The organism is Streptomyces phaeofaciens (assembly GCF_014648915.1).
Lineage (GTDB): Bacteria > Actinomycetota > Actinomycetes > Streptomycetales > Streptomycetaceae > Streptomyces > Streptomyces phaeofaciens.
Window position 1 is genome coordinate 129,511 of sequence record NZ_BMSA01000026.1, and the last position, 26,819, is coordinate 156,329.

24 protein-coding genes and 3 tRNA genes are annotated in these 26,819 nt (G+C 73.3%); 10 read left to right on the forward strand and 17 right to left on the reverse strand.

What is annotated here, in order from left to right; all coding sequences use genetic code 11:
* Positions 1-65: 65 nt before the first annotated feature.
* From pcaDC to IE275_RS34630, 7 genes are read right to left on the reverse strand one after another with little or no spacing between them, the layout of a single operon-like run.
* Positions 66-1,181 carry a bifunctional 3-oxoadipate enol-lactonase/4-carboxymuconolactone decarboxylase PcaDC gene (gene pcaDC, locus IE275_RS34600; protein WP_189716588.1) on the reverse strand — a complete coding sequence of 372 codons (1,116 nt, stop codon included), beginning with the start codon at positions 1,179-1,181 and terminating at the stop codon, positions 66-68.
* Positions 1,178-2,506, reverse strand: coding sequence for a 3-carboxy-cis,cis-muconate cycloisomerase (gene pcaB, locus IE275_RS34605; protein ID WP_189716590.1), 1,329 nt, complete (start codon positions 2,504-2,506; stop codon positions 1,178-1,180). Before pcaB ends, pcaDC begins: the two co-directional genes overlap by 4 nt.
* Positions 2,503-3,108 (reverse strand): protocatechuate 3,4-dioxygenase subunit alpha, encoded by a 606-nt coding sequence (gene pcaG / locus IE275_RS34610; protein WP_189716592.1) that lies wholly within the window; start codon positions 3,106-3,108, stop codon positions 2,503-2,505. Before pcaG ends, pcaB begins: the two co-directional genes overlap by 4 nt.
* A 6-nt stretch (positions 3,109-3,114) precedes the next feature.
* Positions 3,115-3,888 carry a protocatechuate 3,4-dioxygenase subunit beta gene (gene pcaH, locus IE275_RS34615; RefSeq protein ID WP_189716593.1) on the reverse strand — a complete coding sequence of 258 codons (774 nt, stop codon included), beginning with the start codon at positions 3,886-3,888 and terminating at the stop codon, positions 3,115-3,117.
* Between the two features lie 5 nt (positions 3,889-3,893).
* Complete coding sequence (locus IE275_RS34620) at positions 3,894-5,096, reverse strand: thiolase family protein (protein WP_189716594.1); 1,203 nt, start codon at positions 5,094-5,096, stop codon at positions 3,894-3,896.
* On the reverse strand, positions 5,093-5,740 hold the full coding sequence (locus IE275_RS34625; protein WP_189716595.1) for a CoA transferase subunit B: 648 nt from the start codon (positions 5,738-5,740) through the stop codon (positions 5,093-5,095). Before IE275_RS34625 ends, IE275_RS34620 begins: the two co-directional genes overlap by 4 nt.
* On the reverse strand, positions 5,740-6,495 hold the full coding sequence (locus IE275_RS34630; RefSeq protein WP_189716596.1) for a CoA transferase subunit A: 756 nt from the start codon (positions 6,493-6,495) through the stop codon (positions 5,740-5,742). The genes IE275_RS34625 and IE275_RS34630 overlap by 1 nt, the downstream gene beginning before the upstream one ends.
* A 296-nt stretch (positions 6,496-6,791) precedes the next feature.
* Here IE275_RS34630 and IE275_RS34635 point away from each other — a divergent pair, with 296 nt between their 5' ends.
* Positions 6,792-7,256, forward strand: a complete 465-nt coding sequence (locus IE275_RS34635; protein ID WP_189716597.1) for a MarR family winged helix-turn-helix transcriptional regulator — start codon at positions 6,792-6,794, stop codon at positions 7,254-7,256.
* Between the two features lie 3 nt (positions 7,257-7,259).
* Here IE275_RS34635 and IE275_RS34640 read toward each other — a convergent pair whose 3' ends face one another.
* The gene (locus tag IE275_RS34640) at positions 7,260-8,279 is read right to left on the reverse strand and encodes a DUF3048 domain-containing protein (protein ID WP_189716598.1); all 1,020 of its coding nucleotides are present in this window, start codon (positions 8,277-8,279) and stop codon (positions 7,260-7,262) included.
* Positions 8,280-8,605: 326 nt separating this feature from the next.
* On the opposite strand from IE275_RS34640, the gene IE275_RS34645 reads away from it, so the two are divergent.
* Positions 8,606-9,796 carry an alcohol dehydrogenase catalytic domain-containing protein gene (locus IE275_RS34645; protein ID WP_189716599.1) on the forward strand — a complete coding sequence of 397 codons (1,191 nt, stop codon included), beginning with the start codon at positions 8,606-8,608 and terminating at the stop codon, positions 9,794-9,796.
* Positions 9,797-9,806: 10 nt separating this feature from the next.
* On the opposite strand, the gene IE275_RS34650 is transcribed toward IE275_RS34645, so the two are convergent.
* Positions 9,807-10,883, reverse strand: a complete 1,077-nt coding sequence (locus IE275_RS34650; protein WP_189716600.1) for an ATP-dependent DNA ligase — start codon at positions 10,881-10,883, stop codon at positions 9,807-9,809.
* A 74-nt stretch (positions 10,884-10,957) separates the two neighbouring features.
* Here IE275_RS34650 and ligD point away from each other — a divergent pair, with 74 nt between their 5' ends.
* Both ligD and IE275_RS34660 read left to right on the forward strand, forming a co-directional pair.
* Positions 10,958-11,977 carry a non-homologous end-joining DNA ligase gene (gene ligD, locus IE275_RS34655; RefSeq protein WP_189716601.1) on the forward strand — a complete coding sequence of 340 codons (1,020 nt, stop codon included), beginning with the start codon at positions 10,958-10,960 and terminating at the stop codon, positions 11,975-11,977.
* Between the two features lie 251 nt (positions 11,978-12,228).
* Positions 12,229-13,254: a LacI family DNA-binding transcriptional regulator gene (locus tag IE275_RS34660; protein WP_189716602.1), complete on the forward strand. Its 1,026-nt coding sequence runs from the start codon at positions 12,229-12,231 to the stop codon at positions 13,252-13,254.
* A gap of 66 nt (positions 13,255-13,320) precedes the next feature.
* Here the strand turns inward: IE275_RS34660 and IE275_RS34665 are convergent, their stop codons facing one another.
* Positions 13,321-14,112 carry a VOC family protein gene (locus IE275_RS34665; RefSeq protein WP_189716603.1) on the reverse strand — a complete coding sequence of 264 codons (792 nt, stop codon included), beginning with the start codon at positions 14,110-14,112 and terminating at the stop codon, positions 13,321-13,323.
* Positions 14,113-14,391: 279 nt separating this feature from the next.
* Here IE275_RS34665 and IE275_RS34670 point away from each other — a divergent pair, with 279 nt between their 5' ends.
* The 5 genes from IE275_RS34670 (at position 14,392) to IE275_RS34690 (ending at position 17,520) form a co-directional block, all read left to right on the forward strand.
* Positions 14,392-14,634 (forward strand): WhiB family transcriptional regulator, encoded by a 243-nt coding sequence (locus tag IE275_RS34670; protein WP_189716604.1) that lies wholly within the window; start codon positions 14,392-14,394, stop codon positions 14,632-14,634.
* Positions 14,635-14,710: 76 nt separating this feature from the next.
* Positions 14,711-14,782, forward strand: a tRNA-Gly gene (locus tag IE275_RS34675).
* Between the two features lie 8 nt (positions 14,783-14,790).
* Positions 14,791-14,862 (forward strand) — tRNA-Asp (locus IE275_RS34680).
* A gap of 28 nt (positions 14,863-14,890) precedes the next feature.
* Positions 14,891-16,285 carry an SDR family NAD(P)-dependent oxidoreductase gene (locus tag IE275_RS34685; RefSeq protein WP_229870892.1) on the forward strand — a complete coding sequence of 465 codons (1,395 nt, stop codon included), beginning with the start codon at positions 14,891-14,893 and terminating at the stop codon, positions 16,283-16,285.
* The gene (locus IE275_RS34690; protein WP_229870894.1) at positions 16,282-17,520 is read left to right on the forward strand and encodes a leucine-rich repeat domain-containing protein; all 1,239 of its coding nucleotides are present in this window, start codon (positions 16,282-16,284) and stop codon (positions 17,518-17,520) included. The genes IE275_RS34685 and IE275_RS34690 overlap by 4 nt, the downstream gene beginning before the upstream one ends.
* A gap of 51 nt (positions 17,521-17,571) precedes the next feature.
* On the opposite strand, the gene IE275_RS34695 is transcribed toward IE275_RS34690, so the two are convergent.
* Positions 17,572-19,386: a MoxR family ATPase gene (locus tag IE275_RS34695; RefSeq protein WP_189716605.1), complete on the reverse strand. Its 1,815-nt coding sequence runs from the start codon at positions 19,384-19,386 to the stop codon at positions 17,572-17,574.
* Positions 19,387-20,793 carry a vWA domain-containing protein gene (locus tag IE275_RS34700; RefSeq protein WP_189716606.1) on the reverse strand — a complete coding sequence of 469 codons (1,407 nt, stop codon included), beginning with the start codon at positions 20,791-20,793 and terminating at the stop codon, positions 19,387-19,389.
* 99 nt (positions 20,794-20,892) lie between these two features.
* Between IE275_RS34700 and IE275_RS34705 the strand changes: the two genes are divergently transcribed.
* A tRNA-Trp gene (locus IE275_RS34705) sits at positions 20,893-20,968 on the forward strand.
* Between the two features lie 33 nt (positions 20,969-21,001).
* Here IE275_RS34705 and IE275_RS34710 read toward each other — a convergent pair.
* From IE275_RS34710 to ssgD, 5 genes are all read right to left on the reverse strand, one after another.
* Positions 21,002-21,844 carry a hypothetical protein gene (locus IE275_RS34710; protein ID WP_189716607.1) on the reverse strand — a complete coding sequence of 281 codons (843 nt, stop codon included), beginning with the start codon at positions 21,842-21,844 and terminating at the stop codon, positions 21,002-21,004.
* Between the two features lie 225 nt (positions 21,845-22,069).
* Positions 22,070-23,044 carry an acyl-ACP desaturase gene (locus IE275_RS34715; RefSeq protein WP_189716608.1) on the reverse strand — a complete coding sequence of 325 codons (975 nt, stop codon included), beginning with the start codon at positions 23,042-23,044 and terminating at the stop codon, positions 22,070-22,072.
* A 219-nt stretch (positions 23,045-23,263) separates the two neighbouring features.
* The gene (gene ddaH, locus IE275_RS34720; RefSeq protein WP_189716609.1) at positions 23,264-24,040 is read right to left on the reverse strand and encodes a dimethylargininase; all 777 of its coding nucleotides are present in this window, start codon (positions 24,038-24,040) and stop codon (positions 23,264-23,266) included.
* A gap of 166 nt (positions 24,041-24,206) precedes the next feature.
* The gene (locus IE275_RS34725; protein ID WP_229870897.1) at positions 24,207-25,829 is read right to left on the reverse strand and encodes an ABC-F family ATP-binding cassette domain-containing protein; all 1,623 of its coding nucleotides are present in this window, start codon (positions 25,827-25,829) and stop codon (positions 24,207-24,209) included.
* A 307-nt stretch (positions 25,830-26,136) separates the two neighbouring features.
* A complete protein-coding gene (gene ssgD, locus IE275_RS34730) occupies positions 26,137-26,553 on the reverse strand; it encodes a spore wall synthesis regulator SsgD (RefSeq protein WP_189716611.1) in 417 nt (138 codons plus the stop codon).
* Positions 26,554-26,819: the final 266 nt, after the last annotated feature.

Sequence of the window (26,819 nt, forward strand, 5' to 3'; positions counted from 1 at the left end):
GTCGCGAGCCAGACGGGACTTTGCGGACACGGCCTAGGACCTTCCCCCGGCTTGCCGGGGGAACGTCAGCCCTCCTCCTCCAGCACCCGCTGCGCCGTCGCGAACGCCGAGTTCGCCGCCGGGACCCCGCAGTAGACGGCGGTCTGGAGCAGGACGGCGCCGATCTCCTCAGGGGTGAGCCCGTTGCGCCGGGCCGCGCGGACGTGCATGGCCAGCTCGTCGTAGTGGCCGTGGGCGACCAGCGCGGTCAGCGTGATCATGCTGCGCTCACGGCGGCTGAGCGTCGGGTCGGTCCAGATCTCGCCCCAGGCGTAGCGCGAGATGAAGTCCTGGTAGCGGGCCGTGAACGGCGACTGCCGGGCCTGCGCCCGGTCCACGTGCGCGTCGCCGAGCACCTCGCGCCGCACCTCCATGCCCCGGCGGGCGGGGCCGTCGAAGTGGGTCCGCAGCGCGGTCAGCACCGCCTCCGGACGCTCCGCCGGTGCCAGATGCGAGGCGCCGGGGAGTTCGACGAGCGCGGCGCCCGGCACCGTGTCCGCGATCTCCCGCAGATGCGCGGGCGGGGTCGCCGGATCCTGGCGTCCGGCGATCAGCAGGGTGGGCACGGTGATCTCCGCGAGCCGCTCCCGCAGGTCGAACGCGCCCAGCGCGTCACAGCACGCGGCATACGCCTCGGGGTCGGCGTCCCGGTGGTCGGCGACCAGCCTCGGCACGGTGAACCCCGGCGTGAACCAGCGGGCGTCGGCGGACTCCGCGAGCTTCGCGAGCCCCTCGCGCCGCACCAGCGCGGCCCGCTCCTCCCACGGCTTCGCCCCGTTGAAGTGGGCCGACGAACAGATCACGGCCAGACAGGACAGCCGTTCGGGGTGGTGCACCGCGAGGTGCAGTCCGACCGCGCCGCCCAGCGACACACCCGCGTACGCGAACCGCTCCAGGCCGAGGGAGTCGGCGAGTGCCAGGACCAGGCCGGCCAGGTCGCCGACCGTGGCGCCGGGGCCGATCAGCCCGGCGGGGGAGCCGCCGTGCCCCGGCAGGTCCCAGCGCACCACCCGGTGGGTGGCGGACAGTTCGGGCGCGACCTTGTCCCACAGCGCGTACGAGGTGCCCAGCGAGGGGCCGAGCAGCAGCGGAGGCGCGGAAGCGGGGCCCTCGGCGCGGTGGTTGAGCAGCTTCTCGGTCAACGTCGCTCCAGAGCACGGTCGGTGAGGGTTCCGGCGGAGCCGGTGTAGCGGGCCGGGTCGGTGAGGTCGTCGACGTCGACGCCCCGCAGGTCGGGCTCCTCGGCGAGGAGTTCGGCGAGTGTGCGGCCCTCGGCCCAGGTGCGCGGGGCGAGGGCGCTGAGCAGCTCCTTGGCGCGGGCCCGGCCCAGCAGCGCCGACAGTTCGGCGGACAGCCGTTCGGAGACGATCAGCCCATGGGTGCGGCCGAGGTTCGCGCGCATCGCGTCCGGGTGCACCCGCAGGCCCTCGGTCAGCTCGGCGGCGTCCCGGGCCGCACCGCCGACCAGCCGCAGCAGGTCCCGCAGCGGCTCCCACTCGGCGTGCCAGGCCCCGGCCGGCCGCTCGTCCTCGGCCGCCAGCGACCCGTACAGCACGGCCGCGAGCTGCGGGGCGCGCCGGGCGGCGGCCGCGATCAACGTGGCGCGGACCGGGTTCGCCTTGTGCGGCATGGCCGAGGAGCCGCCCCCGCGTCCCTCCGCGACCTCGGCGATCTCGGTGCGGGCGAGGGTGAGGACGTCCACCGCGATCTTCCCGAGCGCGCCCGCCGTGAACGCCAGGCATCCGGCGAGGTCGGCGATCGGTGTGCGCAGGGTGTGCCAGGGCAACAGGGGTGCCCGCAGCCCCAGTTCGCGCGCGTACGCGGCGGGCAGCGCGGTCGCGTCCTCGGCGCCGTACGCCGTGAAGGCGGCCAGTGTCCCGGCCGCGCCGCCGAGCTGGGCGGGCAGCGCGTCCCGTACCGTCCGCACCCGGTCCCGGGCGTCCAGGACCAGCGAGCGCCACCCGGCCGCCTTCAGCCCGAAGGTCGTCGGGACGGCGTGCTGGGTGAGCGTCCGGCCCGGCATCGGGGTGTCCCGGTGCTCGGCCGCCCGCCGGGCCAGCGCCGACCCGGTGCGGTCGAGGTCGGCCAGGACCAGGTCCAGCGTGCGCACCGCGACCAGCATCGTCGCCGTGTCCATGATGTCCTGGCTGGTCGCGCCCCGGTGCACGTACGGCCCGTGGGCGGCGTCGGTCGCCCCGGTGAGGTCGGCGACCAGGGGGATGACCGGGTTGCCGCCCGAGCGGGCCCGCTCGGCCAGGGAGCGGACGTCGTAGGGACCGCGGGCCGCCTCGGTGACCGCCGCGCCGGCCCCCGCCGGGGCCAGCCCCAGGGACTCCTGGGCACGGGTCAGCGCGGCCTCCGCGTCGAGCAGCGCCCGCAGGAACGCGTCGTCACCGGTCGCCGAGGCGGCGGGGGAGCCGGTCCACCCGGGGGAGAGCAGACCGGCGTCGGAGTGAGCAGGGGTCACTGGAACTCCAGGAAGACCGTCTCGCCTTCGCCCTGAAGGCGGATGTCGAAACGGTAGGTGCCTGCGGCGTCCCGCGTGGCGATCAGCGTGTCGCGCCGCGCCGGGTCCAGCTGGGAGAGCAGCGGGTCGGCGGCGAGCGCGGCGTCGTCGCCGGGCAGGTAGATCCGGGTGTAGAGGTGCATCAGCAGGCCGCGCGCGAACACGCACACGCTCACGTAGGGGGCGCTGGCGCCGCGTGCGCCGGGCCGCAGCGTCCGCGCCGTCCAGTGTCCGTTCGCGTCCGTCTGGATGCGGCCCCAGCCGGTGAACTCCACACCGTTGCGGCCGAGGAAGCCGCCGGTCGCCGGGTCGCGCCGCATCGATCCGTCGGCCCGCGGGACACCGCCGTCCGGGTCGGCGCCCCACAGCTCCACGAACGCGTCCGGCAGCGGGTCGCCCTCGCCGTCGTACACGTACCCCTGGAGGGCGATGGCGGCCGGATGGCCGGCCGGGGCGATGTCGCCGCCGCCCGGGAACGGCAGGGCATGGCCGTAGAAGGGGCCGACCGTGTGCGACGGGGTCGGGAGCACGGTCTCGGGGCGACTCGGGTCGATCTTCGTCATGGCAGGTCAGCGCCCTTCTTCGATCCAGGTGGCCTGCGGCCCGTCCAGCACGATGTCCCAGTGGTAGCCCATCGAGAACTCCGGCACCGACAGACTGTGGTCGTACGTCGCGATCAGCCGCTGCCGGGCCGCGTCGTCCGTCACCGACTGGATGATCGGGTCGTACGGGAACAGCGGGTCGCTCGGGAAGTACATCTGCGTCACGAGCCGCTGGGTGAACGCCGAGCCGAAGAGCGAGAAGTGGATGTGGGCGGGCCGCCAGGCGTTGACGTGCTGCCGCCACGGGTACGGGCCCGGCTGGACGGTGGTGAACCGGTACCGGCCGTCGTCGTCCGTCAGGGTGCGGCCGACGCCGGTGAAGTTCGGGTCCAGCGGGGCGTCGTGCTGCTCGCGCTGGTGCGCGTAGCGGCCCGCCGAGTTGGCCTGCCAGATCTCGATCAGCTGGCCCCGGACCGGACGCCCGGACCGGTCGAGGAGCCGGCCGGAGACCGTGATGCGCTCGCCGATCGGCTCGCCGTGGTGCTGCCGGGTCAGGTCGTTGTCGATCTCGGTGATGTCCCGCTCCCCGAACGCGGGGGAGTGCAGCTCCACCAGCTCCGGGTCCTTCGTCACATCGATGGTGACCGGCGGCTGTTTCGGATGCCGCAGCACCGACGAGCGGTACGGCGCGTAGCCGCGGCGCGGCTGGTGCTCGACGGGGCCTCCGTCGGCGATCCGCTTCTCGTACGCGGCCCGCTCGGCCGCGATCTCCTGGTCGATGTCGTGCTGGGTGAGAGTCATGGTTCCTACCGTTCGAGGACGAGGGCGAGGCCCTGGCCCACGCCGATGCAGAGGGTGGCGACGCCGATGCCGCCGCCCTTGCGGGCGAGCTGGTGGGCGACGGTGCCGGCGAGCCGGGCACCGGAGGCGCCGAGCGGATGCCCGAGGGCGATGGCACCGCCCTGCGGGTTGAGGACCGCCGGGTCGAACTCGGGCCACTCGGCGACACAGCCCAGCACCTGGGCGGCGAAGGCCTCGTTCAGTTCGAGCACGGAGAGGTCGTCGAAGCCCTTGCCGGCCTTGGCGAGCGCGCGGTTCACCGCCTCGACGGGGGCGAGCCCGAAGTAGTCCGGGTCGATCGCGGAGACCCCGGTGGCGCGGACGCGGGCGAGCGGCTCGCGCCCGGTGGCCTTCAGGCCCTCCTCGTCGACGAGGAGCAGCGCGGCGGCCCCGTCGTTGAGCGGCGAGGCGTTGCCCGCGGTGACCGTGCCGTGCTCCGGCCGGAAGGACGGCTTCAGCCTGGCCATCGCCGGCAGCGAGGCGTCGGGCCGTACGCTTTCGTCGGCGTCGAAGAGGACCGGGTCACCCTTGCGCCGAGGGACGGCGACGGGTGCCAGCTCGGCCTCGAACAGGCCCTCGGCCTGCGCCTTCGCGGCCTTCTGGTGGGAGTCCAGCGCGAACTGGTCCTGCTGCTCACGGCTGATCTTGTGCTTGTCGGCGATCAGTTCGGCCGACTCGCCCAGCGGGACGGTCCACCGCGGGTCCATCCCAGGGTTGACCATGCGCCAGCCCAGGGTGGTGGAGTACAGCTCGGCGTGCCCGGCGGGGAACGGCCGGTCCGACTTCGGCAGCACGTACGGGGCCCGGGTCATCGACTCCACACCGCCCGCGACGGCTATGGAGGCGTCGCCGGCCGCGATGGCGCGGGCCGCCTGGATCACCGCCTCCAGGCCTGAGGCGCAGAGCCGGTTGACCGTCACCCCGGGAACGGAGGTCGGCAGGCCCGCGAGCAGCGCGGCCATCCGGGCGACGTTGCGGTTCTCCTCGCCGGCGCCGTTGGCGTTGCCGAAGTACACGTCCTCGATCCGGGCGGGATCCAGGCCGGGCGTACGGGCGAGCAGTTCACGCAGGGCGTGGGCGGCGAGGTCGTCCGGACGCACCGACGACAGCGCGCCGTTGTAGCGGCCGATCGGGGTGCGGACGGCGTCGACGAGGTAGACGTCCCTCATGACCGGGCCTCCTGCGGGACGTGGACCTCGGCGGAGGTCCTGGTGACGATCTCCTCGACGGTGACGCCCGGCGCGGTCTCCACCAGCACCAGACCCTCGTCGGTGACGTCAAGGACCCCGAGGTCGGTGATGATCCGGTTGACGCAGGCCCGGCCCGTCAGCGGCAGCGCGCACTCCTGAAGGATCTTCGGCGAGCCGTCCTTGGCGGTGTGGGTCATGACGACGATGACCGTACGGGCGCCGTGGACGAGGTCCATCGCACCGCCGATCCCGGTGATCATCTTGCCGGGGATCGCCCAGTTCGCCAGGTCGCCCCGCTCGGAGACCTGCATCGCACCCAGTACGGCGACATCGATGTGACCGCCGCGGATCATGCCGAAGGAGAGCGCGGAGTCGAAGAAGGAGGCGCCCGGCAGAACCGTCACGGTCTCCTTGCCGGCGTTGATCAGGTCCGGGTCGACCTGGTCCTCGCCGGGGTAGGGGCCGGTGCCGAGGATGCCGTTCTCGCTCTCCAGCACCACCTCGACGTCCGCCGGGAGGTAGTTGGGGATGAGGGTCGGCAGTCCGATGCCGAGGTTGACGTACTGGCCGTCGCGCAGTTCGCGCGCGGCGCGGGCCGCCATCTCCTCGCGTGTCCAGGCCATTACTTGCTCACCGTCCGCTGCTCGATCCGCTTGTCGGCCGCCTGCTCCGGGGACAGGGCGACCACCCGCTGCACGAAGATGCCCGGCAGATGCACCGCGTCCGGGTCGATCTCCCCGGGCTCCACCAGCTCCTCGACCTCGGCGACCGTGATCCGTCCGGCCGTCGCGGCCAGGGGGTTGAAGTTGCGGGAGGACTTGTTGAACACCAGGTTGCCGTGCCGGTCGCCCCTGGCCGCCCGCACCAGCGCGAAGTCGGTGCGGATGCCGCGCTCCAGCACGTACTCCACGCCGTCGAACTCCCGCACCTCCTTCGGCGGGGACGCCAGGGCGACGCCGCCCTCACCGTCGTAGCGCCAGGGCAGACCGCCCTCGGCGACCTGCGTGCCCACACCGGCCGGGGTGTAGAAGGCGGGGATGCCGGCGCCGCCGGCCCGCAGCCGCTCGGCCAGCGTGCCCTGCGGGATCATCTCGACCTCGAGCTCCCCGGCCAGGTACTGGCGGGCGAACTCCTTGTTCGCGCCGATGTAGGAGCCCGTGACACGGGAGATCCGCCCGGCGGCGAGCAGGACCGCCAGGCCCGACTCCATCGCCCCGCAGTTGTTGGAGACGACCGACAGCCCGCTCACGCCCCGCTCGTACAGCGCCTGGATGAGGGCGTTCGGCACACCGCTCAGTCCGAAGCCACCCACCGCCAGCGACGCGCCGTCCGGCACATCGGCCACCGCCTCCTGGGCTGTGGCGACCACCTTGTCCATCCGTGAAGCCCCATCTCTCCCGATCGCCCAGTGGAAATTTAATCAGGGCACTGACTATTTCGCCGAGCTTGCTCACACGCTGCCACCGCAGCCGGGACCAGTCAAGACCCCAGGCCGGAGCTGGGGCGCAGGTCATCGCGGGGCGAGACGGCGGCGGTCGCAGAGGGGTATCGTTCAGTACACCGACGAAGTTCAGTACACCGACGGAGTTCGGCGCGGCGATAAGGTCGGCGCGGCGCCGAGCGAGTCGGCGCACCGGACGAGACATCCCAGCCCACCCACGCCGAGGAGCGCACATGGCCGCCGTGGACCTCACCAGTCACCCCGGACATCTGGCGCGGCGGCTCCAGCAGGCGCACTACCTGTTGTGGAACACCATGGTCTCCGAGGAGATCACCTCGCCGCAGTTCGCGGTCCTCAACGCGCTCGTCGCCGAGCCGGGCCTCGACCAGCGCACGGTGGGGGAGCGGGTGGGGCTCGACCGCTCCACCATCGCCGAGGTGATCAGCCGGCTCGGCCGGCGGGGGCTGCTGGACAAGGTCCGCGACCCGCAGGACGGCCGCCGCTTCCTGCTCGCGCTCACCGAGGACGGGCTGCGCACCCACCGCAAGCTGGCCGTGCGCACCGCCCGGATGAACCAGGTCTTCCTCTCCCCGCTCTCGGCCGAGGAGCAGACGCTGTTCCTCGAACTGATCCGGCGGGTCTCGGACGCCGCCGAAGGGCTGCGCAATCCGGGCGAGCCGCTCGTGGCCCGGCCCTGACCGTCACGCCCGGGGCGCCTTCGCGAACACCACCCACACCTGACCCCCGGCGAGATCGACCGGGGTGCCGTCCGCGGTCGTGAACCGCGTGCCGTCCAGGGCCGTCGGACGCGTCCAGGTCACGTCGTAGGACCGGCCCCCGCGCAGCACCTCCGCCCGCCCGGAGCCGACCGTCTCGGTGTACGGCGTGTTGTTGCCGAGGAAGTCCTGGAAGCCGGATCTGCGCACGGTCACGTATTGCACGACCACGGTGGCCGGGGCCACCCGCGCGCCGTCGGGCGTCACCGTCGGCGTGCCGTCCATCGAGACCAGCCAGCGGTCCCGTTCCCCGGACCAGGTGAAGGTGAAGCGGGCCGCCGGGTAGCGCACGGTGCGCGAGGTCTCGGGCGTGCCGCCGTCGGGCGCGGGGCCGAAGCGGAAGCCGGTGGTCAGCCCGGCCGCGCCCGGCAGGGAGGGCAGCAGCCGCGCCGGACGCACATAGAGGTTGTGCGGGGCGGGCCGGCCCGTGCCGCGGTAGTAGGCGCCGGACACGTCGGTGGGCGTCACGGCGTCCAGCGGCGCCCGGTCGATCAGCGGCAGCAGCTTGCTCTGCGCCCCCGAGAAGGCCAGCACCGGCTCCTGGAACTGGCGCAGCAGCTCCAGATCGGACTCGCGGGCGCTGCGCACCGGACCGACGGCCTTCGGTGTGTTCGTCGCGTACACCGCCATCAGCCGGCTCAGCCCGCCCTCGACCTGCTCGACGTAGACGAGGTCCGCGGAGTCCAGTCCGGTCTGCGGCCGGGCCGCGGGGGCGTTGTCGATCTTCACGGCGAGCACCGGGCCGACGACCGGGGCCGTGGTGGGAGCGGGGCCGGTCGGGGGCGCGGGCCAGGTGGGGGACGGCTGCCGGTCCGCGCTCCGGCTGTCGTCCGTCGGCGGGGGGCCCGAGGACGTCGTGCAGCCCACCGCCAGGGAGAGCGTCACCGTGGCGGCCAGCACCGCCGCCGCCACGGTCCGTCTCGCGCGTCGTTCGTCCACCACCATGCGGGACCCCCGTTCCGTGTCTTGATTGTGCGCTTGTCCGACTGGTGTGCGCCATTGCGGGCGGGGTGGTTCTCACCGGGAGGCGGTGTGCCGGGGGTGTGCCAGGCGTGCCGGGGCTGCCAGGTGTGTCGGGTGCGAGGCGTGGGAGGGCTGCGTGGTGTGTGCGAGGTGTGCGAGGTCTGCGTGGTGCGGCGTGCGTGGTGTCCGAGGTCCGCGTGGTGTGTGCGGGGCGGGTCGCCCGGGTACCCGGTGCCGCATCCGGTACCCGGGACCCCGATCCCCGGACCCGCCGGGCGGACCGGGCCCCGCGGAGGGAGCGCGGCACCATGAAGGCAGTGACCTGGCAGGGGAAGCGGGACGTCCGGGTGGACACCGTGCCCGACCCGGCGGTCCAGGAACCGACGGACGCCGTCATCCGCATCACGTCCACCGGGCTGTGCGGTGCCGACCTGAACCTCTACGAGGTGCTCACGCCGTTCATGACCCCGGGTGACATCCTCGGCCACGAACCCATGGGCGTCGTCGAGGAGGTCGGCGCCGGCGTCCCCGATCTGAGGGCGGGCGACCGGGTCGTGGTGCCCTTCCAGATCGCCTGCGGCGACTGCTGGATGTGCCTCAACGCCCTGCCCACCCAGTGCGAGACCACCCAGGTCACCGGCGAGGGCATGGGCGCCGCGATGTTCGGCTCCAGCCGGCTGTACGGCGCGGTGCCCGGCGCCCAGGCCGAGTATCTGCGCGTCCCGCAGGCCCAGTTCGGGCCGATCAAGGTCCCCGAGGGCCCGCCCGACGACCGGTTCGTCTACCTCTCCGACGTCCTGCCCACCGCCTGGCAGGCCGTCGCCCACGCCGACGTCCCCGAGGGCGGCAGCGTCGCCGTGCTCGGCCTCGGCCCCGTCGGCGACATGGCCTGCCGGATCGCCCAGGTGCGCGGCGCCGGCCAGGTGTTCGGAGTGGACCTCGTCGGCGAGCGGCTGCGCCGGGCCGAGGCCCACGGTGTACGGACGCACGACCTGCGGGCCTTCGACGGCGAGAAGGAACTCGTCGCCGTGATCCAGGACGAGACCGACGGCCGCGGCCCGGACGCCGTGATCGACGCCGTCGGCACCGAGGCCCACGGCAGCGCGGCCGCCCGTATGGTCCAGAGCGCCGCCGCCCTGCTGCCGCGCAAGGTCGCCGGCCCGCTCGCCGAACGCTTCAGCGTCGACCGCCTCGCCGCCCTGTACACCGCCATCGACCTGGTGCGCCGCGGCGGCACGCTCTCCCTGGTCGGCGTCTACGGCGGCACGGCCGACCCGCTGCCGATGATCACCCTGTTCGACAAGCAGCTCCAGATCCGCATGGGCCAGGCCAATGTGCGCCGCTGGAGCGACGACATCCTGCCCTACCTCACCGACGAGGACCCGCTCGGCGTCGACGACTTCGCCACCCACCGGCTGCCGCTGAGCGAGGCACCGCACGCCTACGAGATGTTCCAGCGCAAGCAGGACGGGGCGGTGAAGATCCTGATGACCCCGTGAACGGGGCGCTTCACGACCCGGGCGGCGTCCCCAGGATCTCCGCGAGGTCGTAGCGCACCGGCTCGTCCAGCTGCCCGTACGTGCAGCTCTCGGGCGTACGGTCCGGGCGCCAGCGGCGGAAGCGGGCGGTGTGCCGGAACCGGGCCCCGTTCTCCATGTGGTCGTACGCCACCTCGGCCACCCGCTCCGGCCGCAGCGGCACCCACGACAGGTCCTTCTTGCCCGACCAGCGGCTCGGCGCGCCCGGCAGCCGTGCCGACTCGTGCGCCGACTCGTCCGACCAGGCCGCCCACGGATGGCCCTCGGCGTCGGCCATCCGCAGCGGCTCCAGCTCCTCCACCAGTTCGGCCCGCCGTTTCATCGCGAACGCCGCCGACACCCCGACGTGCTGAAGGGCGCCCCGGCCGTCGTACAGGCCCAGCAGCAGCGAGCCGACCACCGGCCCGCTCTTGTGGAAGCGGTAGCCGGCGACGACCACGTCCGCGGTGCGCTCGTGCTTGACCTTGAACATGGCGCGCTCGTCCTGGCGGTAGAGCAGAGTGAGCGGTTTGGCGATCACCCCGTCCAGGCCCGCGCCCTCGTACTGCTCGAACCACCGCCGCGCGACCTCGACGTCCGTGGTCGCCGGCGCCAGATGCACCGGCGGAGTCACCCCGTCGAGGGCCCTGGCCAGCACCTCCCGCCGGTCGGTCAGCGGGACGTCGACGAGCGCGGTGTCGGCCAGCGCCAGCAGGTCGAACGCCACGAACGACGCCGGGGTCCGCTCCGCGAGCGTGCGCACCCGGGAGGCCGCCGGATGGATCCGCTCGGTGAGCGCGTCGAAGTCCAGCCGCCCCTCCCGCGCGATCACGATCTCCCCGTCCAGCACGCACCGCTCGGGCACCCGCTCCAGCAACGCCTCCACCAGCTCGGGAAAGTACCTGGTCAGCGTCTTTCCGGTACGGCTGCCCAGTTCGACCTCGTCCCCGTCACGGAACACGATCGCCCGGAAGCCGTCCCACTTCGCCTCGTACTGCATGCCCGGCGGAATCGCCGCCACCGACTTGGCGAGCATCGGCTTCACGGGCGGCATCACCGGGAGATCCATGGTCCGATTCTGCGCCCGCCCCGCCCGGATCGCCCGGTATGCGTGCTTCAGGGGTTACGCCTACCGTGGCTCGCATGGGTGACGCGGTGGAACTGGAGGCGGGCGGCCGGAGCGTACGGCTGTCCAGTCCCGACAAGGTCTTCTTCCCGGAGCGCGGCTTCACCAAGCTGGACGTCGCCCGCTACTACCAGGCGGTCGCCCCCGGCATCCTGCGCGCCCTGCGCGACCGCCCCACCACCCTGGAGCGCTACCCCGACGGGGTGACCGGCGAGTCGTTCTTCCAGAAGCGGGCGCCGAAGAACATGCCCGACTGGATCCCGACCGCCCACATCACCTTCCCCAGCGGGCGCAGCGCCGACGAGATGTGCCCCACCGAGCAGGCGGCGGTGTTGTGGGCCGCCCAGTTCGGCACGCTCACCTTCCACCCCTGGCCGGTGCGCCGCGCCGACGTCGACCGCCCCGACGAACTCCGTATCGACCTCGACCCGCAGCCCGGCACCGACTACGACGACGCCGTCCGCGCCGCGCACGAACTGCGCGCCGTCCTCGACGAGTTCGGCGGCCTGCGCGGCTGGCCCAAGACCTCCGGGGGGCGCGGCCTGCACGTCTTCGTGCCGATCGAACCCCGCTGGACCTTCACCCAGGTGCGGCGCGCCGCCATCGCCGTCGGCCGCGAGATGGAGCGGCGGATGCCGGACCAGGTCACGATCAAGTGGTGGAAGGAGGAGCGGGGCGAGCGGATCTTCGTGGACTACAACCAGACGGCCCGCGACCGCACCATCGCCTCCGCCTACTCGGTACGGCCCCGCCCGTACGCCCCCGTCTCGGCGCCCCTGCGCTGGGAGGAGGTCGGCGAGGCGCACCCCCGCGACTTCGACATCGCGACCATGCCCGCCCGCTTCGCCGAACTCGGCGACGTCCACGCCGACATGGACGACCACGCCTTCTCCCTCGACGCCCTCCTCGACCTGGCCCGCCGCGACGAACACGAGCACGGTCTGGGCGACCTGCCGTATCCGCCGGAGTACCCGAAGATGCCGGGCGAACCGAAACGGGTCCAGCCGAGCCGGGCACGACGGGAGAAGGAGGCGTAGGAGGCCGAGGGTTCGGCCTTCCCTGGAGGGGTCCGGCGCCGTCTCCGTACGGGGTTCCGGCCCCCGCCACCCGGGCTCCGGCCCGCCTCCTCAAGGGGGCACGGCACCCTCCCCGCACAAGGGCTCCGGCCCCCGGACACCCGCGCTCCCGCCCCCGACCCGGTCGCTCCGCCCCCACACGCGAGAGCGCTCTCACCTCCCCCGACTCCCGGAGTTATCCTGATCCGCATCCACCGAGGAGGAGCCCCGACGTGACCGAGACCGCGCCGCGCCCCACCCTGGAGGCCGTGGCTGCCCGGGCCGGGGTCTCCAGGGCCACCGTGTCACGGGTCGTCAACGGCGGGGACGGTGTCCGGGAGCCGCTCGTGGAGCGGGTGCGGCGGGCCGTGGAGGAACTCGGGTACGTGCCCAACCAGGCCGCGCGCAGCCTGGTGACACGACGTCACGACGCCGTCGCCGTCGTCATCGCCGAACCGGAGACCCGGGTCTTCGCCGACCCCTTCTTCGCCCTCCAGCTGCGCGGCATCAGCAAGGAACTGACGGCCCACGACAACCAGCTGGTGCTGCTGCTCACCGAGGGCCGCGACGACCACGCCCGCGTCGCCCGCTACCTGGCCGGCGGCCATGTCGACGGCGCGCTGGTCTTCTCCCTGCACCTCGACGACCCGCTGCCCGGACTCATCCGGGGCGCCGGGATCCCGACCGTGTTCGGCGGCCGCCCGGGCTGGCACGACGGCGACGAGGGCGTGGTGTTCGTCGACAGCGACAACCGGGGCGGCGCCCGCGAGGCCGTCCGTCATCTCGCCGGCCTCGGCCGCACCCGTATCGCGCACATCACCGGCCCCCTCGACCAGACCTCCGCAGCGGACCGGCTCCAGGGGTTCCGGGACGTGCGGGGCGACGCCGACCCGCGCCTCGTCGTGGAGAGCGACTTCACGCCCGGCGGCGGCGAGCGCGCGATGCGGGAACTCCTCGCCCGCCGCCCCGACGTGGACGCCGTGTTCGCCGCCAACGACCTCGCCGCCTCCGGCGCCCTGCGGGTCCTGCGCGAACAGGGGCGGAGGGTGCCCGAGGACGTCGCCGTGGTCGGCTTCGACGACATGCTGCCCGTCGCCGAGGGCACCGACCCGCAGCTGACCACGGTCCGTCAGGACATCGAGGAGATGGGCCGGATCATGGCCCGCCTCCTGCTGCGCCGCCTCGACCCGAGCGGCACCGACGACCCCCCGGCCGGCGTCGTCCTGCCGACCACCCTGGTGCGCCGCGCCTCGGCCTGAACGCGCGGGGAGGCACGCATCCGCCGCGGCGGGACGCCCGTCCGCCTCAGGACGCCTCAGGACGCCTCAGGACTGCTGCGGCGCGCTCTTGATCACCGCGAAGCGCGCCCCGTACGGGTCGGCCAGCCGGGCCAGCCGGCCGACGCCCTTCACGTCCGCCGCCGGCATCCGGACCGTGCCGCCCAGCTCCTGCGCGCGGGCGACGAGCCCGTCCACGTCCGTGACCTCGAAGTACGGCAGCCAGTAGGCACCCGACCGCGCCTCGACCGGATCGTCGGCCAGCGGCACGATCCCGCCGAAGGCGGCGTCCTCGCCCAGGCCGGCGGGGTTGAGACAGGTGTAGGTGCCGCCGGGGAACGCCGCGGCGAACGTCTCCAGGCCCAGTGTCGCGTGGTAGAAGGCGGCCGCCGCCGCGATGTCCGGTGTGTACAGCTCGACCCAGCACAGCGAACCGGGATCGCCCGCCAGGTCCACCCCCTCGGTCCGCCCCGGCTGCCAGAGGCCGAACGGCACCGCGGCCTCGTCGGTGAGGATCGCCATCGTGCCCTCGCCCAGCACGTCCATCGGCGCGAACACCACCCCGCCGTGCGCCCGCTCGGCGGCCTGGGCCGTCGCGTCCGCGTCCGGCGTCCGGAAGTACACCGTCCACGCCGGCGGGCCCTGTTCGGACATGGTCTGCATACCCCCCGCCACGGTCTTCCCGTCCAGCTGGAAGAAGCCGTAGCCGCCGGCCTCGGGCCCCGCCGACGCGAACCGCCAGCCGAACAGGGCACCGTAGAAGGCGGCGGCGCCGTCGATGTCGGACGTGCCGACGTCGATCCAGTTCGGAGCGCCGTCGACGAAACGGGTGGTGAGCATCTTCGCCCTCCTCACAAGGGTCCCGTTGCCTGCACTGCCGAGTCTCGCATCGCCCACTGACAAGCGCCGCCGGAATGCGGCCACCGGCCCGGCCCGCCCCGCCGTCACCGTCGGTCACGGCCGATCTCCCACGGGTTCCGGCGCGTTCCGGCGCGTTCCGCGCGCCGCCGTGCGTACCGGCACCGCGGGAGGCCACCATCGGGGTGGCCGGAGGGCCCGCGGCGCCACGTATATGCGGCGTTGATCGAACGTTTTTCGCCGCACGGCACGATCCTCGCCATGTACACGGACACGATCCCCACTCCCGACCTCACCTGGCAGCGGGAGGCCCTGTGCGCGCAGACCGGGGCGGACTTCTTCTTCCCCGAGCCCGGCAGTTCGGTGCGGGAGGCGAAACTCATCTGCGGCATGTGCGAGATGCGCGCGGCCTGCCTCGACTACGCTCTCGCCCACGACGAGCGCTTCGGCGTCTGGGGCGGCCTCTCGGAGAAGGAACGGTTGCAGATACGACGTGCGCGCTGATGGCCGGCGCCGATCCGGCCCGGCGGAAATCCGGGCGACCGCGTCGCGGGGGTGCGGTTAGGATCCGGGGGCGCCACCGGACGTAGCGCAGAGGCAGTCGCGCCGGCTTGCCCAGCCGGATACGCCGGTTCGAATCCGGTCGTCCGGGCGCGACGGGGTCCCGTAGAGCAGAGGCAGACTCGCCGCCTTGTCAGGGCGGATACGCCGGTTCGAATCCGGTCGGGACCACGAGAACGGCGAGCACGGGGCGGGACGGATGGGCGAGGACACAACGGGGGCGGCGGCCGGCCCGCCGGTCACCGAGGACGACACGGGGACGGCGGTCCCCGGACCGGTGACCGAGGCGGAACTGGCCGCCTTCCACCAGATCGTGGGCAAGCTGCGGGCCCTGCCCGTCGACGATCCCGTACGGCTGCGCGCCGAGCAGGTCGCCGCGTCCTTCGCCCGCGACGGACGGCTCCGGCGGCGCAGGACGCGCGGCGCCGAGATGTCGGCCGCCGACGCCGCCGCGATGGCCGCGACCGCGACCGGCGCCGTGGACCGCCGGGAGGACGCACCCCTCGCGGACGCCGGGCACGGCGGCGTCTTCCACCGGCCCCGCACCTGCTACGTCTGCAAGTCCCCCTATCGACAGGTCGACACCTTCTATCACCGGCTCTGCCCGGACTGCGCCGCCGACAACACCGCCCGCCGCGCCCTCGCCACCGAGCTGAGCGGCCGCCGGGCCCTGCTCACCGGCGGCCGGGTGAAGATCGGCTTCCAGCTGGCGCTGATGATGCTGCGCGACGGCGCGGAACTCCTCGTCACCTCCCGCTTCCCGCACGACACCGTCCGCCGCTTCCGCGCCGCGCCGGGCAGCGAGAAGTGGCTGGACCGGCTCACCGTCCTCGCCGTCGACCTGCGCGACCCGCGCCAGGTGCTCGGCCTGTGCGAGGAACTCCGCGCCGAGGGCGAGCCCCTCGACATCCTCGTCAACAACGCCGCCCAGACCGTGCGCCGCCCCCCGCAGTCGTACGCCCTGCTGGCCGCCGGGGAGTACGACGCGCTGCCGGAGGGAGCGCGGCAGGCGCCGGGCTTCGCCCCGGTACGGATGCTGGCGAGCGGTGCCGGATCCCTGCCCGCGGTCCTCCGCGAGGCCGACGAGGCCGGTCTGCTGCCCGACCCCGCCCCGGAGAACTCCTGGTCGGCCCGGCTCGGGGCGCTCGACCCGGCCGAGGTCCTGGAGACCCAGCTCGTCAACGCCCTCGCGCCCGCGCTGCTCTGCGACCGGCTGCTGCCGCTGCTGCTCGCCTCTCCGCGTCCGCGCCGCTACGTCGTGAACGTGACCGCCGTCGAGGGCCGGTTCGCCGTACGCAACAAGATGCCGGGACACCCGCACACCAACATGGCGAAGGCCGCCCTCAACATGCTCACCCGCACCAGCGCCGCCGAACTCGCCGTCCAGGGCGTCCACATGTGCGCCGTCGACACCGGCTGGATCACCGACGAGAACCCGGCCCCGAAGAAGTCCCGCATGGCGGGCGCGGGCTTCCGCACCCCGCTCGACATCGTCGACGGAGCGGCCCGCGTCTACGACCCGATCGTGCGCGGCGAGGCCGGCGACCCGGTGTCGGGCGTGTTTCTCAAGGACTACCGGGAGGCCGAGTGGTGAGCGAGGAGCACGCGGAGGCCCGCTCCGGATCCGGGACCGAACCCGGGACCGAGCCGGAGACCGGGCCGGCGGGGTTCGCCGGAGTGCCGTCCGTCGTGCCCCGCCCGCTCGCCGACCTCGCGCCGCTGCTGGACTGGCTGCGCGCCGGGCGTCCGGCGGGGGAACGGCTGGACTTCGCCGCCGGTACGGCACTGCCCGACGGCCGTCTGGACCTGTGCAAGCAGGGCCTCGGAGCCCGGGGCGCCGCCCTGGTCGCCGAGGCCCTCGCCGACGGCCCCTCGCCGGTACGGCATCTGCTGCTGGGCACCGACGCGCTCGGCGACGACGGCGCCGCCGCCGTGGCCGGCACCGACGCGCCGGTCGAGACGCTCTACCTCGGCTGCAACGGCATCACCGCGGGCGGCGCCTGCCGGATCGCCGACCAGCTGCGCGCCTCGCCACAGGTCGTCACCGGTGTCTGGCTCAAGCGCAACCCGCTGGGCGGCGGCGGGGGCCGTGCGGCGGCCGAACTCGTCGAGTCCGTACGGACGCTGCGCACCCTCGACCTCGTCCAGACCGGTCTCGGCGCGGCCGGTGTCGCCGTGCTCGCCGACGCGCTGCTGGCCGCCGCCGGCCACGGGCGCCGTGTGGAGCGGCTGTTCGTCGGCGGCAACCCGCTGGGGGAGCGGGGCGCCGAGGCCCTCGCCGCGGTCGTCGAGGCGGGCGCGATCGACGAACTGTACGTCTCCGCCGCCCGGCTGGGCGACGTCGGCGCCCGCCGCCTCGCCGAGGCCCTGGACCGGGCCCCGTACGGACGGCTCACCCGGCTGTCCGTCGCCAGCAACGGCATCGGACCCCGGGCCGCCGCCCGGCTGGCCGCCACGGCCGCCACGGCCGGTGTCACCCTGCTGGATCTCGGCCGGGTCCGGGCCGCGGGCGTGCTGGGCGCGGCCGACAACCGGCTCGACCTGGCCGCCGCCGAGACCATCGGGCAGGCCCTGGCGGCCACCGAGCACCGCCTCACCCATCTGGTCCTGCGCCACACGGGCCTGCGCAGCCGTGAGGCCCACCGCCTCCTCGACCACGCGCCGCACGCCACCACGGCCACCCGCTTCGTCCTCGGCCAGGGCGTCGCCACCAGCATCAAACGCCGGCTGACCGCGCTCAGCGCCCACCTGCCGCCCCCGGCGGTACCGGCCGACGTCGCCGCCGTCCGCAGCGTGCACCGCACGGCCCCGGCGCAGGACACGGACTGAAGGGCCCGCGCCGAAGCCCCGGCGCCGAAGCCCCGGTAGCCGTCGCCGGCCTCAGCGCCGTATCCCGGTGAACACCTCGATCCAGAACCGCTCCTGCTGCTGCGACGCCCCCACCAGATACGTCGCCCGCAGCTTCGCCGGCAGATGGGCCACCAGGCGTGCCACCACCGCGCGGTGCTTGCGCAGCTGGGACAGCTCGGCGTTGGCGAGGATCTGGTGGACGACATCGCTGTCGTCGCCGCCCTCGGCGGAGTGCTCGGCGGCCCGGCGCAGCCGCGCCTCCCACTGGTCCGCGGCACGGGCCAGTTCCCGCAGCCCCGTCACCGGGCGGCCCCGGAGACGGTCGATCAGGGCGCCGAGCGGCACGGGCGCGTACTCGCCGTCGCCGAGATAGACCAGGCCCATCTCCAGCGGGAGCCCGCGCCGGTGCAGCTTGATCAGCCGCTCCAGCGTCCGCTTGGTGATCCAGGCCCGGCCCTCCTCGTCGATGTCGTGCTTCCACCACTCCAGCACCGTCTCGGCGTCCGACCCGTACCGGGCCAGCAGCCACTCGTTGGCCGGGATGTCCTCGGGCGCCACCTCCAGCGAGGCCGTGAAACGGGTCGCCTGCGCGATGTTGTTCCGCGACACCAGCAGCTTGCGGCCCAGGTGGTACGGCGGATTCTGCACGGCGACCTGGGCCCGCAGGTTCTCGATCCGCCGCCCGGCCAGCGACCACTCCTGGGTGATCTCCATCAGCTTGGCGAACGCGGCCTTGTCCTTGGGCCGGTTGTACTCGTCCCACACGACGGCCTTGGGCTCCGGGCCGGTGAACTTCGAGGCCAGGAGGTTGTCCAGGGTGCCGTCCGGCGAGGGCACCGGCGCGCACAGGTCCTCGACGTTGGTCACCGGCAGGGAGAAGTACAGCGCGTCCCGGCCGAGCCCCTCCCGGACCGTCTCCCGCACCAGCTCCGTCTTGCCGCAGCCGGGCGGCCCCTGAAGCAGCACCGTCCAGCGGTTGCGCAGCGCCGCCTTCACCACCTGCCGCACGGGGTCCGGGACGGTCGGCGGATTGGCCGCGCCCACCGCCGCGGCGATCCGGTCGAGGATCTCGGCCGTGCGGTTCGGCCCGGGCCTTCCGTCCGGGCCCGGCTCGGCCAGCCGCAGCCGCTCGCCGTCGATCAGCGGCAGGCCCCAGCGCAGCGGGAACCCCTCCCGCGCGTTGGCCAGGATGTGGTCGAGGGTGCGCGGGGAGAGCAGCTCGCGCACCGCCGACGGGAGCGACGCCCACAGGGCGAACACCGGGCCCAGGTCCCACGGCCGGTACGTGGCCGCGAGGTGCCGCCGCCAGGAGGTGTCGTTCGCCGTGATCCGCAGCGTGACCATGCGGTCCAGCAGCGCGAGATCGCCGCGCCGGGCGGAGGTCTCCGCCGACGACTCGTTGTCGGTGAGGAAGACGCCGACACAGCCCAGTGCGCGCAGATTGTGCTCCCCGAGCGTCCAGTCGCAGGCGATCTGCATCAGCTGCGACTGGATGGTGTCGCCCGCCTGGAGCGAGTCGTCGATGAGCAGCACGAACGGCCGCCCGGGCTTCAGCTGGCCCATCACCAGCTGCCGCAGCACCAGTTCACCGGAGCGCGGGTCCCGCACGGGCGCGTTGACCAGCAGGTCGTCCGGCGTCAGATTGGCCGCGGGCACGTACACCAGGGCGGTGTCCGGGTGGGCGCGCCCGATGTGCGAGAAGAACGTCGCCGTCTTGCCGATGCCGTGCTCGCCGAAGACCTGGCCGGTCTGCCCCATGTCGATCATCGCGTCGATGAAGGACTCCAGGCGTGAGGCGGGCGACTGCCGTGCGTCGGTGGGCATGTGCCGCGATTCCGTGGTCATCTACCGCGATCCTGTGGTCACGCGATGGCAGGCCATCGCCGGGGTGTGGGTCTCGGGCCAGTCGCTGCCGCCCTCGGTGATCAGCCAGATCCAGCGGTCGGGCTCCCTCGGGGTGATCGGCGGCGCGTACCCGTCGGTGAGGACGATCACCGCGTCCGGACGTACGTCGAAGCGGCGGCCGTTCACCTCCGTGCGGCCCTCCACGTGGTCGGCGACCGCCTGGAAGCTCGTGCCGCCGCCGCCGTACACGCGCTCGCCCGGTCCGAAGGGCATCACCACGGCGTCGAAGGACAGCCAGTGCGCCTCCACCCCGTCGATCCGGCCGACCAGCTCGGTGAGCCAGCCCACCACGTGGTCCGGCATCGAGCCCGAGGTGTCGTAGGCGATCACCAGGACCTTCTCGCGCACCGGGCCGCGCCGCGCCAGCATCGGGTCCTGGCCGAGGGCCGCGAGCAGCGCGCCCCGCTTCTTGGGGTACACCAGCCGCTCGCCGTCGCGCAGCTTCGAGCCGAGCACGTCGACCAGCCAGCGCTGCCACCAGTCGACCGTCCGGGTGCGCGGGGTCTCGCCGCGCAGCATGCCGGCCCCGAGCCGGCCCCAGAGCCGGGCGGCCCGCGGCGAGTCGCCCTCGGTGCGGCCCATCAGGTCGAGCAGCTCACGCTCCGCCCCGGTGTGTCCCCGGCGGGCCGCCAGCAGGGAGTTGAGCAGCGCCGAGGACGTCACCGCGTCGACGGTCTCCTGGTCGGCGGGGACCCCGCCGTCCGCCAGGTGCAGGCACAGCCGTGGCTCCGGGACCGGCGGGTGCCGCATCCGCTTCAGCTCGCCGTACACCCGCAGATCCGTCTCGGTGAACGCCTGGTGGGCCACCGGCTCCAGCCCATGGGCCGTCAGATCCTCGACGTAGGCGTCGTAGACCCGCCGCGGGTCGACGCCCGTCGGCCTGCCGTTCAGCAGGGGCAGGCTCTCGCGGCCGAGCCTGACCAGCGCCACATGGTTGATGGACACCTCGGCGGCCAGTTCGAACACCGGGTCCTCGCGCAGTTCCGGGGCGGCCAGCAGATGCCGGTGAACGAGATGGCGGGCCTCGTGGAACAGGACGAACTTGACGCCCTCCAGGCCGAGTCCGACGAAGAACGCCGGGTTGTAGAGCAGCAGGCAGCTGCCGTCGCCCGAGGCCACCACGGCCGCCGTGTCCACCGCCGTGGTCGGGATCTGGTGGTGGCACTTGGCGTACAGCCAGGACGCCACCGCGGACTCGGTCAGTCCGAAGTCCAGCAGCGCGGCCTCCTTCAGCCGCCGCGCCTCCTCGACGACCTCCGGATCCGCCGGACGGTACGCTTCCAGCGCTCTGCGGTCGGCGAGGTCCACCACCGCAAGACGCCGCCGCTCCGGCTCCCCGTACGCCATGTCCCGCCCCCCCGTGCCCCATTTGCCGTGCTTACCCCGTGGCTCATTGGTACCAGGCCCCACCGACAACGGGCCAAGGCATTACGCTCGGCGGCAAGGGCGGGGCCGTAGCGCAGAGGCAGGCGCACCGGTCTCCAAAACCAGAGCACGCTGGTTCGAATCCAGCCGCCCCGCCCCCTCGCCCCGCCCCGCCGTCGCCCCCGGGCGCTCAGGCGATCGCGCCGGCCGTCCGCACCAGCTCCGGGGCCGTCCCGTGGAACGTCCCGGCGATCTGGGCCAGCACCGCCCACGCCTCCTCGCGGTCGCCCAGGTGGTCCTGGACCAGGGGGCGCAGGGCGTCCTCGGCGTCGCGGACCCGGGTCGGGAACATCAGACGGCCCAGGGCCAGGACCTCGAGGACGTGTGCGGCCGGGCCGTGGTCCCTCGCGTAGTCCGCCGGGCCGGCGAGCACGCCCGCCTGCCGAACCCGGTGCGTGAACTTGGGGTGCGAACCGAACCGCGCGCGCAGCGCGGGCGGGCAGTCCGGCCGTACGGACAGCACCCAGCGGGTGTAGCCGGGCAGCGGGTGCTCGGCGTCCGCCGCCGCGACCGCCGCCCAGTCGTCCCGGGTCAGCACCATGGATCCGGCCTCGCGGGCGGCGGGCATGGTGGCGGCGGCCCGCAGGGCGCCGACCAGGCCGAGGCGGACATAGCTCTCCGGGATCGCGGGCTCCCCGCCCGGCAGCCGTCCGGGGCCCACCGGCACCGGTTCCGTACGGCCGGGACCGAAGGGCACCCCGCGGGCGACTGCGCGCCGCAGGCCGGCGTCCGTGTCGAGGTGGTGCCAGACCACGGCGTTGAGCGCGGGGTCGTCCTGCTCCAGCACCCACAGCACCACGGAGACGGGGACGCGCTGCCGCCAGGTCCATACGCTTTCGAGCCGGAGGCGGGCCGCCTCGGGGCTCTGGGGCGCAGGCAGGCCCGCGCGCGCCCGGATCCGGGCGGCGGTGTCCTCGTCGGTCAGACCGAGCAGGAAGCCGAGGGCCTGCTGGACCGTGTCACTGTGGCGCATGGCGGCATGATGCCGCAGACGGCGAACGGCCCGCACCGGGAAATCGGTCCCCTGTGCGAGCCGTGCATGCAGTGCCTCGGCGGGCCGTGCGCGCTCTCGCGGAGCGGGTACGCGCGCGTGGCCGACCGGTCGGCCACGCGCGTGGGCCGCTGCGACTGGGCCGCCCGCGACTGGGCCGCCCGCGCGGGTGCGGGCTCCGCGCGGGCGCGCCGGGCGTGCGTCCGGTCAGCCCGCGGCGCGGGCCGCCATCCGCGCCTTGCGCGCGGCCAGCTTCTCGTCGAACTTGGACGCCTCCGAGTCGAGGCCGCCCATGTACAGGCCGATCTCGTCCTGCGCCTTCTGGCCCTCGGGTCCGAGGCCGTCGATCTCCATGACCTTCAGGAAGCGGAGCACGGGCTGGATGACGTCGTCGTGGTGGATGCGCAGGTTGTAGACCTCGCCGATCGCCATCTGCGCGGCGAACCGCTCGAAGCCGGGCATGCCGTGGCCGGGCATGCGGAAGTTGACGAGGACGTCCCGCACGGCCTGCATGGTGAGGTCGGGGGCCAGCTCGAACGCGGCCTTCAGCAGGTTGCGGTAGAAGACCATGTGCAGGTTCTCGTCGGTCGCGATGCGCGCCAGCATGCGGTCGCAGACCGGGTCGCCGGACTGGTGACCGGTGTTGCGGTGCGAGACGCGGGTGGCCAGCTCCTGGAAGGCGACGTAGGCGACCGAGTGCAGCATCGAGTGCCGGTTGTCCGACTCGAAGCCCTCGCTCATGTGCTGCATGCGGAACGCTTCCAGCTTGTCCGGGTCCACCGCGCGCGAGGCGAGCAGGTAGTCGCGCATCACGATGCCGTGCCGGCCCTCCTCCGCGGTCCAGCGGTGCACCCAGGTGCCCCAGGCGCCGTCGCGGCCGAAGAGCGAGGCGATCTCGTGGTGGTAGCTGGGCAGGTTGTCCTCGGTGAGGAGGTTCACCACGAGCGCGATGCGGCCGATCTCGGTGACCTTCGACTGCTCCTTGTCCCAGGCCTCGCCGTCCTCGAAGAAGCCCGGGAAGTTGCGGCCGTCGCTCCACGGGACGTACTCGTGCGGCATCCAGTCCTTGGTGACCTTCAGATGCCGGTTGAGCTCCTTCTCGACCACTTCCTCCAGTGCGTACAGCAGCTTGGCGTCGGTCCAGACGGCGGGGCTGCCGAGGTGAGGGGAGGTGATCGTCACGGGGTACTCCAGGGGGACGCGAAACGGAGTCGAACACTCCGGCGGGCGGACGCCGGAACTTACGGGATCGTAGGCTACGAACCCGTAGGTTACGAAGCCGTAGGTTAAGTTCGCCGTAAAGTCCGCTGATCAACCAGGTTCCGCCGGGAAAATCCGGGCATGCGAAAGCGCCCCGGGAACCGCTGGTCCCAGGGCCGTAAAGGTGATCGATTCACCCATTCAGGCGTACAGCTCCCGCAGTCGCACCGAGAGACATGTCACACAGCCTTCGAGCTTCTCGAACTCGCCGATGTCCACCACGACCGGGTCGTGACCGAGGTCGGCGAGCAGCTCCGCGGTCTTCGGCGCGCTCGCCGCGATGAGCAGCTTCGGGCCGCCGAGCAGCACCACGTGCGCGCCGGCCTCCTCGGGCACCGACAGGAAGGTCGGGAACAGCGACGGCCGGTCCACGTGCGGGATGTGCCCGATCACGGTGCCGTCGGGCAGCGCCGTGACCGCCGACTTCAGGTGCAGCACCTTGCTCACCGGTACGGCGACCACCCGCGCGCCCAGCGGCTCGAAGGCGGCCCGCAGCTGCTGCACGCCGGCCGCGTTGGTGCGCCCGCCCCGGCCCACGTAGATCGTGTCGCCGACCTTCAGCACATCGCCGCCGTCGAGCGTGCCCGGCTCCCAGATCCAGTTCACCGAGCAGCCCAGGCGCGCCACGGCCTCCTCGACCCCGGCCACCTCGTCGCGCCGGGACTCCGCGCCGGAGCGCGCGATCAGCGCGACGTTCTTGTACATCACCACCGTGTCCTCGACGAACACGGAGTCCGGACAGTCGTCGGCCGGGTCGACCTCGACGGTCTCCCAGCCGTGCGCCCGCAGCGCCTCGGCGTACGCCTCCCACTGCTCCAGGGCGAGTTCCACGTCGACCTTCTCCCGCTCGACGTGCGTCACCAGGCCCTCGGCGAGGCGCGGGCTGGGGCGACGGATCAGGGCCTTCTTGCTGGGCACGTCCAGGTCTCCGAATCGGCGGGGGCGCAGGGCCTGCCCGGCGGATCGCGCCGCGGACGGCCCTGCCGGCGCCTTCGGTCGTGGCACCGGTCAGCCATCATGCAGCCCCGGTCCACCGGGACAAAACCCCTGGCGCCGTGCTGTGCCTCTCCTGAGACCCGCGGCCCTACGCCGGGTCCATCACCTCCTGTGCCGTCGTCTCCCGCAGTTCCCCGTCCAGCAGCAGCCAGCGGGTGACGCCGATCGACTCCAGGAACGCCAGGTCGTGACTGGCCACGACCAGCGCCCCCTCGTACGACTCCAGGGCCGTGGTGAGCTGGCGCACGCTCGCCATGTCCAGGTTGTTCGTCGGCTCGTCCAGCATCAGCAGCTGCGGGGCCGGCTCGGCCAGCATCAGCGCCGCCAGCGTCGCCCGGAAGCGCTCACCGCCGGACAGGGTGCCCGCCTTCTGGTCCGCGCGGGCGCCCCGGAACAGGAAGCGGGCCAGCCGTGCCCGGATCCGGTTGCGCGTGGCGTCCGGCGCGAACCGCGCCACGTTCTCGGCCACGGTCAGCCCGTCGTCCAGGACGTCGAGCCGCTGCGGCAGGAAACGCAGCGGCACGTGCGCGTGCGCCTCGCCCGCCACCGGCGCCAGCTCCCCGGCGATCGTGCGCAGCAGCGTCGTCTTGCCCGCGCCGTTGCGCCCCACCAGGGCCACCCGCTCGGGACCGTGCAGCTCGAAACCGCCCGCCACGCGCGCGCCGTGGGCGAGTTCCAGGTCCATCAGGGTGAGGACCCCCCGGCCGGGCGGGACGGCCGTGTACGGCAGGTCGACGCGGATCTCGTCGTCGTCCCGGACGGCCTCGACCGCCTCGTCGAGCCGCTCCTTGGCCTCGGCCAGCCGTTCCTCGTGCAGGATGCGGTGCTTGCCCGCGGACTCCTGTGCCGCGCGCCTGCGCGCCCCCATGACGATCTTCGGTTCGCGCTTCTGGTCCCACATCTTCTGCCCGTACCGCTTGCGGCGGGCGAGCTTGACCCGGGCGTCGGTCAGTTCGCGCTTCTGCTTGCGCAGGTCGGCCTCGGCGACCCGCACCATGCGTTCGGCGGCCTCCTGCTCGGTGGCGAGGGCCTCCTCGTAGGCGGAGAAGTTCCCGCCGTACCAGGTGATCTCCCCGGAGTGCAGGTCCGCGATCTGGTCGACCAGGTCGAGGAGCTCCCGGTCGTGGCTGACGACGATCAGCACGCCGGGCCAGGACGCGACGGCCGCGTGCAGCCGCCGGCGGGCGTACAGGTCGAGGTTGTTGGTGGGCTCGTCGAGCAGCAGGACGTCCGGGCGGCGCAGCAGCAGCGCGGCCAGCCGCAGCAGGACCGATTCGCCGCCCGACACCTCGCCGATGGTGCGGTCGAGGCCGATGTGGCCGAGCCCCAGCTCGCCGAGGGTGGCCAGGGCGCGCTCCTCGACGTCCCAGTCGTCGCCGAGGGTCTCGAAGTGCTCCTCGGAGGCGTCGCCCGCCTCGATGGCGTGCAGCGCGGCCCGCCGGGCGGCGATACCGAGGGCCTCGTCGACCTTGAGCGCCGTGTCGAGCGTGACGTTCTGCGGGAGGTGGCCGACCTCGCCGGCGACCCGTACCGACCCGTCGGACGGGGTGAGCCGTCCGGCGATCAGTTTGAGCAGGGTCGACTTGCCGGAGCCGTTGACGCCGACCAGTCCGGTGCGGCCGGAGCCGAAGGCGGCGTCGAGGCCCTCGAAGACGGGGGTGCCGTCGGGCCAGGAGAAGGCGAGTGAGGAACAGGTGATGGAATGACTCAAAACGGGCCTCGCGGTGGTGTGTGCGGTCAGGGGCAGCACGTGTCGAGACACCGGAGGGCGGTGACCACCGCGGGAGCGGGGGCGTGGGAGCGGGAAGCGCGGGGGCATGCCAAAAGCCCTGTTGCGCAAGGACGGCTCGAACGCCGAGGTCGCACGCAGCGTCCACACGTGTGCACGTGTGGCGTGGTGTCTCAGGACCTCAGACGAGCAACGTCCTTCTCCAATCGGCGGCAACAGGACCGTTTCAGACGGTAGAAGGGGCCGGGGGCGGTGTCAAAGGATTAATCGCGCCGCCCGCGTCGGCGGATCAGCAGGCGTCCCGCATCAGCTCCGCCAGGTCGTGGTCGAGGTCGAGCTGGAGGTGCTCGAGGCCGGCCGGCACCAGCTCGCTCGTGGCCCGCAGGAAGCGCCGGATCTCCGCCGAGTGCACATGGATCACGGCGGTTCCCTCGGGGGCGTGGAACTCCAGCACCGTGCGGTCGTACCCGTACGGGCGCACGCGGACGTCGCCGTGGCCCTCGGCGTCGTCCAGGCCCGCGGCGAGCAGCTCGCGGGCGAAGGTCCAGCAGACCTCCACGCCCTCCAGGGTGGCCGGTGCCGGGAAGGTCATCCGGACGGCGAAGGGGTCGCTGCGGTCGTAGTGCAGCGTGGCGGGGATGCTCGGCATCCGAGGTGCGGCGGCGACCAGGCGGGCCTCTACGGGCTGCTCGATGACGGTGGACAACGCCTTGCTCCCTTGCGACGACGACGTGACGGGTGCCGGTCGGATGGGGCCGGACACTGGAAGAGACGCTGGAACCGGCCGATCCGTGCACACGGATTCCGAGTGACCTCGGTCACCGCGTTTCATGCACACGAGTGATGTGAGTCATCTCCCGTGCCTGGTAAGACGGTTGGGGCGGCAGAGGTCCTCTGGACGTCACCGAAACCGTCGGCTAGAGGTTGTCCCGTATGGGGTGTGAGTTATCCAGTGAGGGCCAGGTTGTGGAG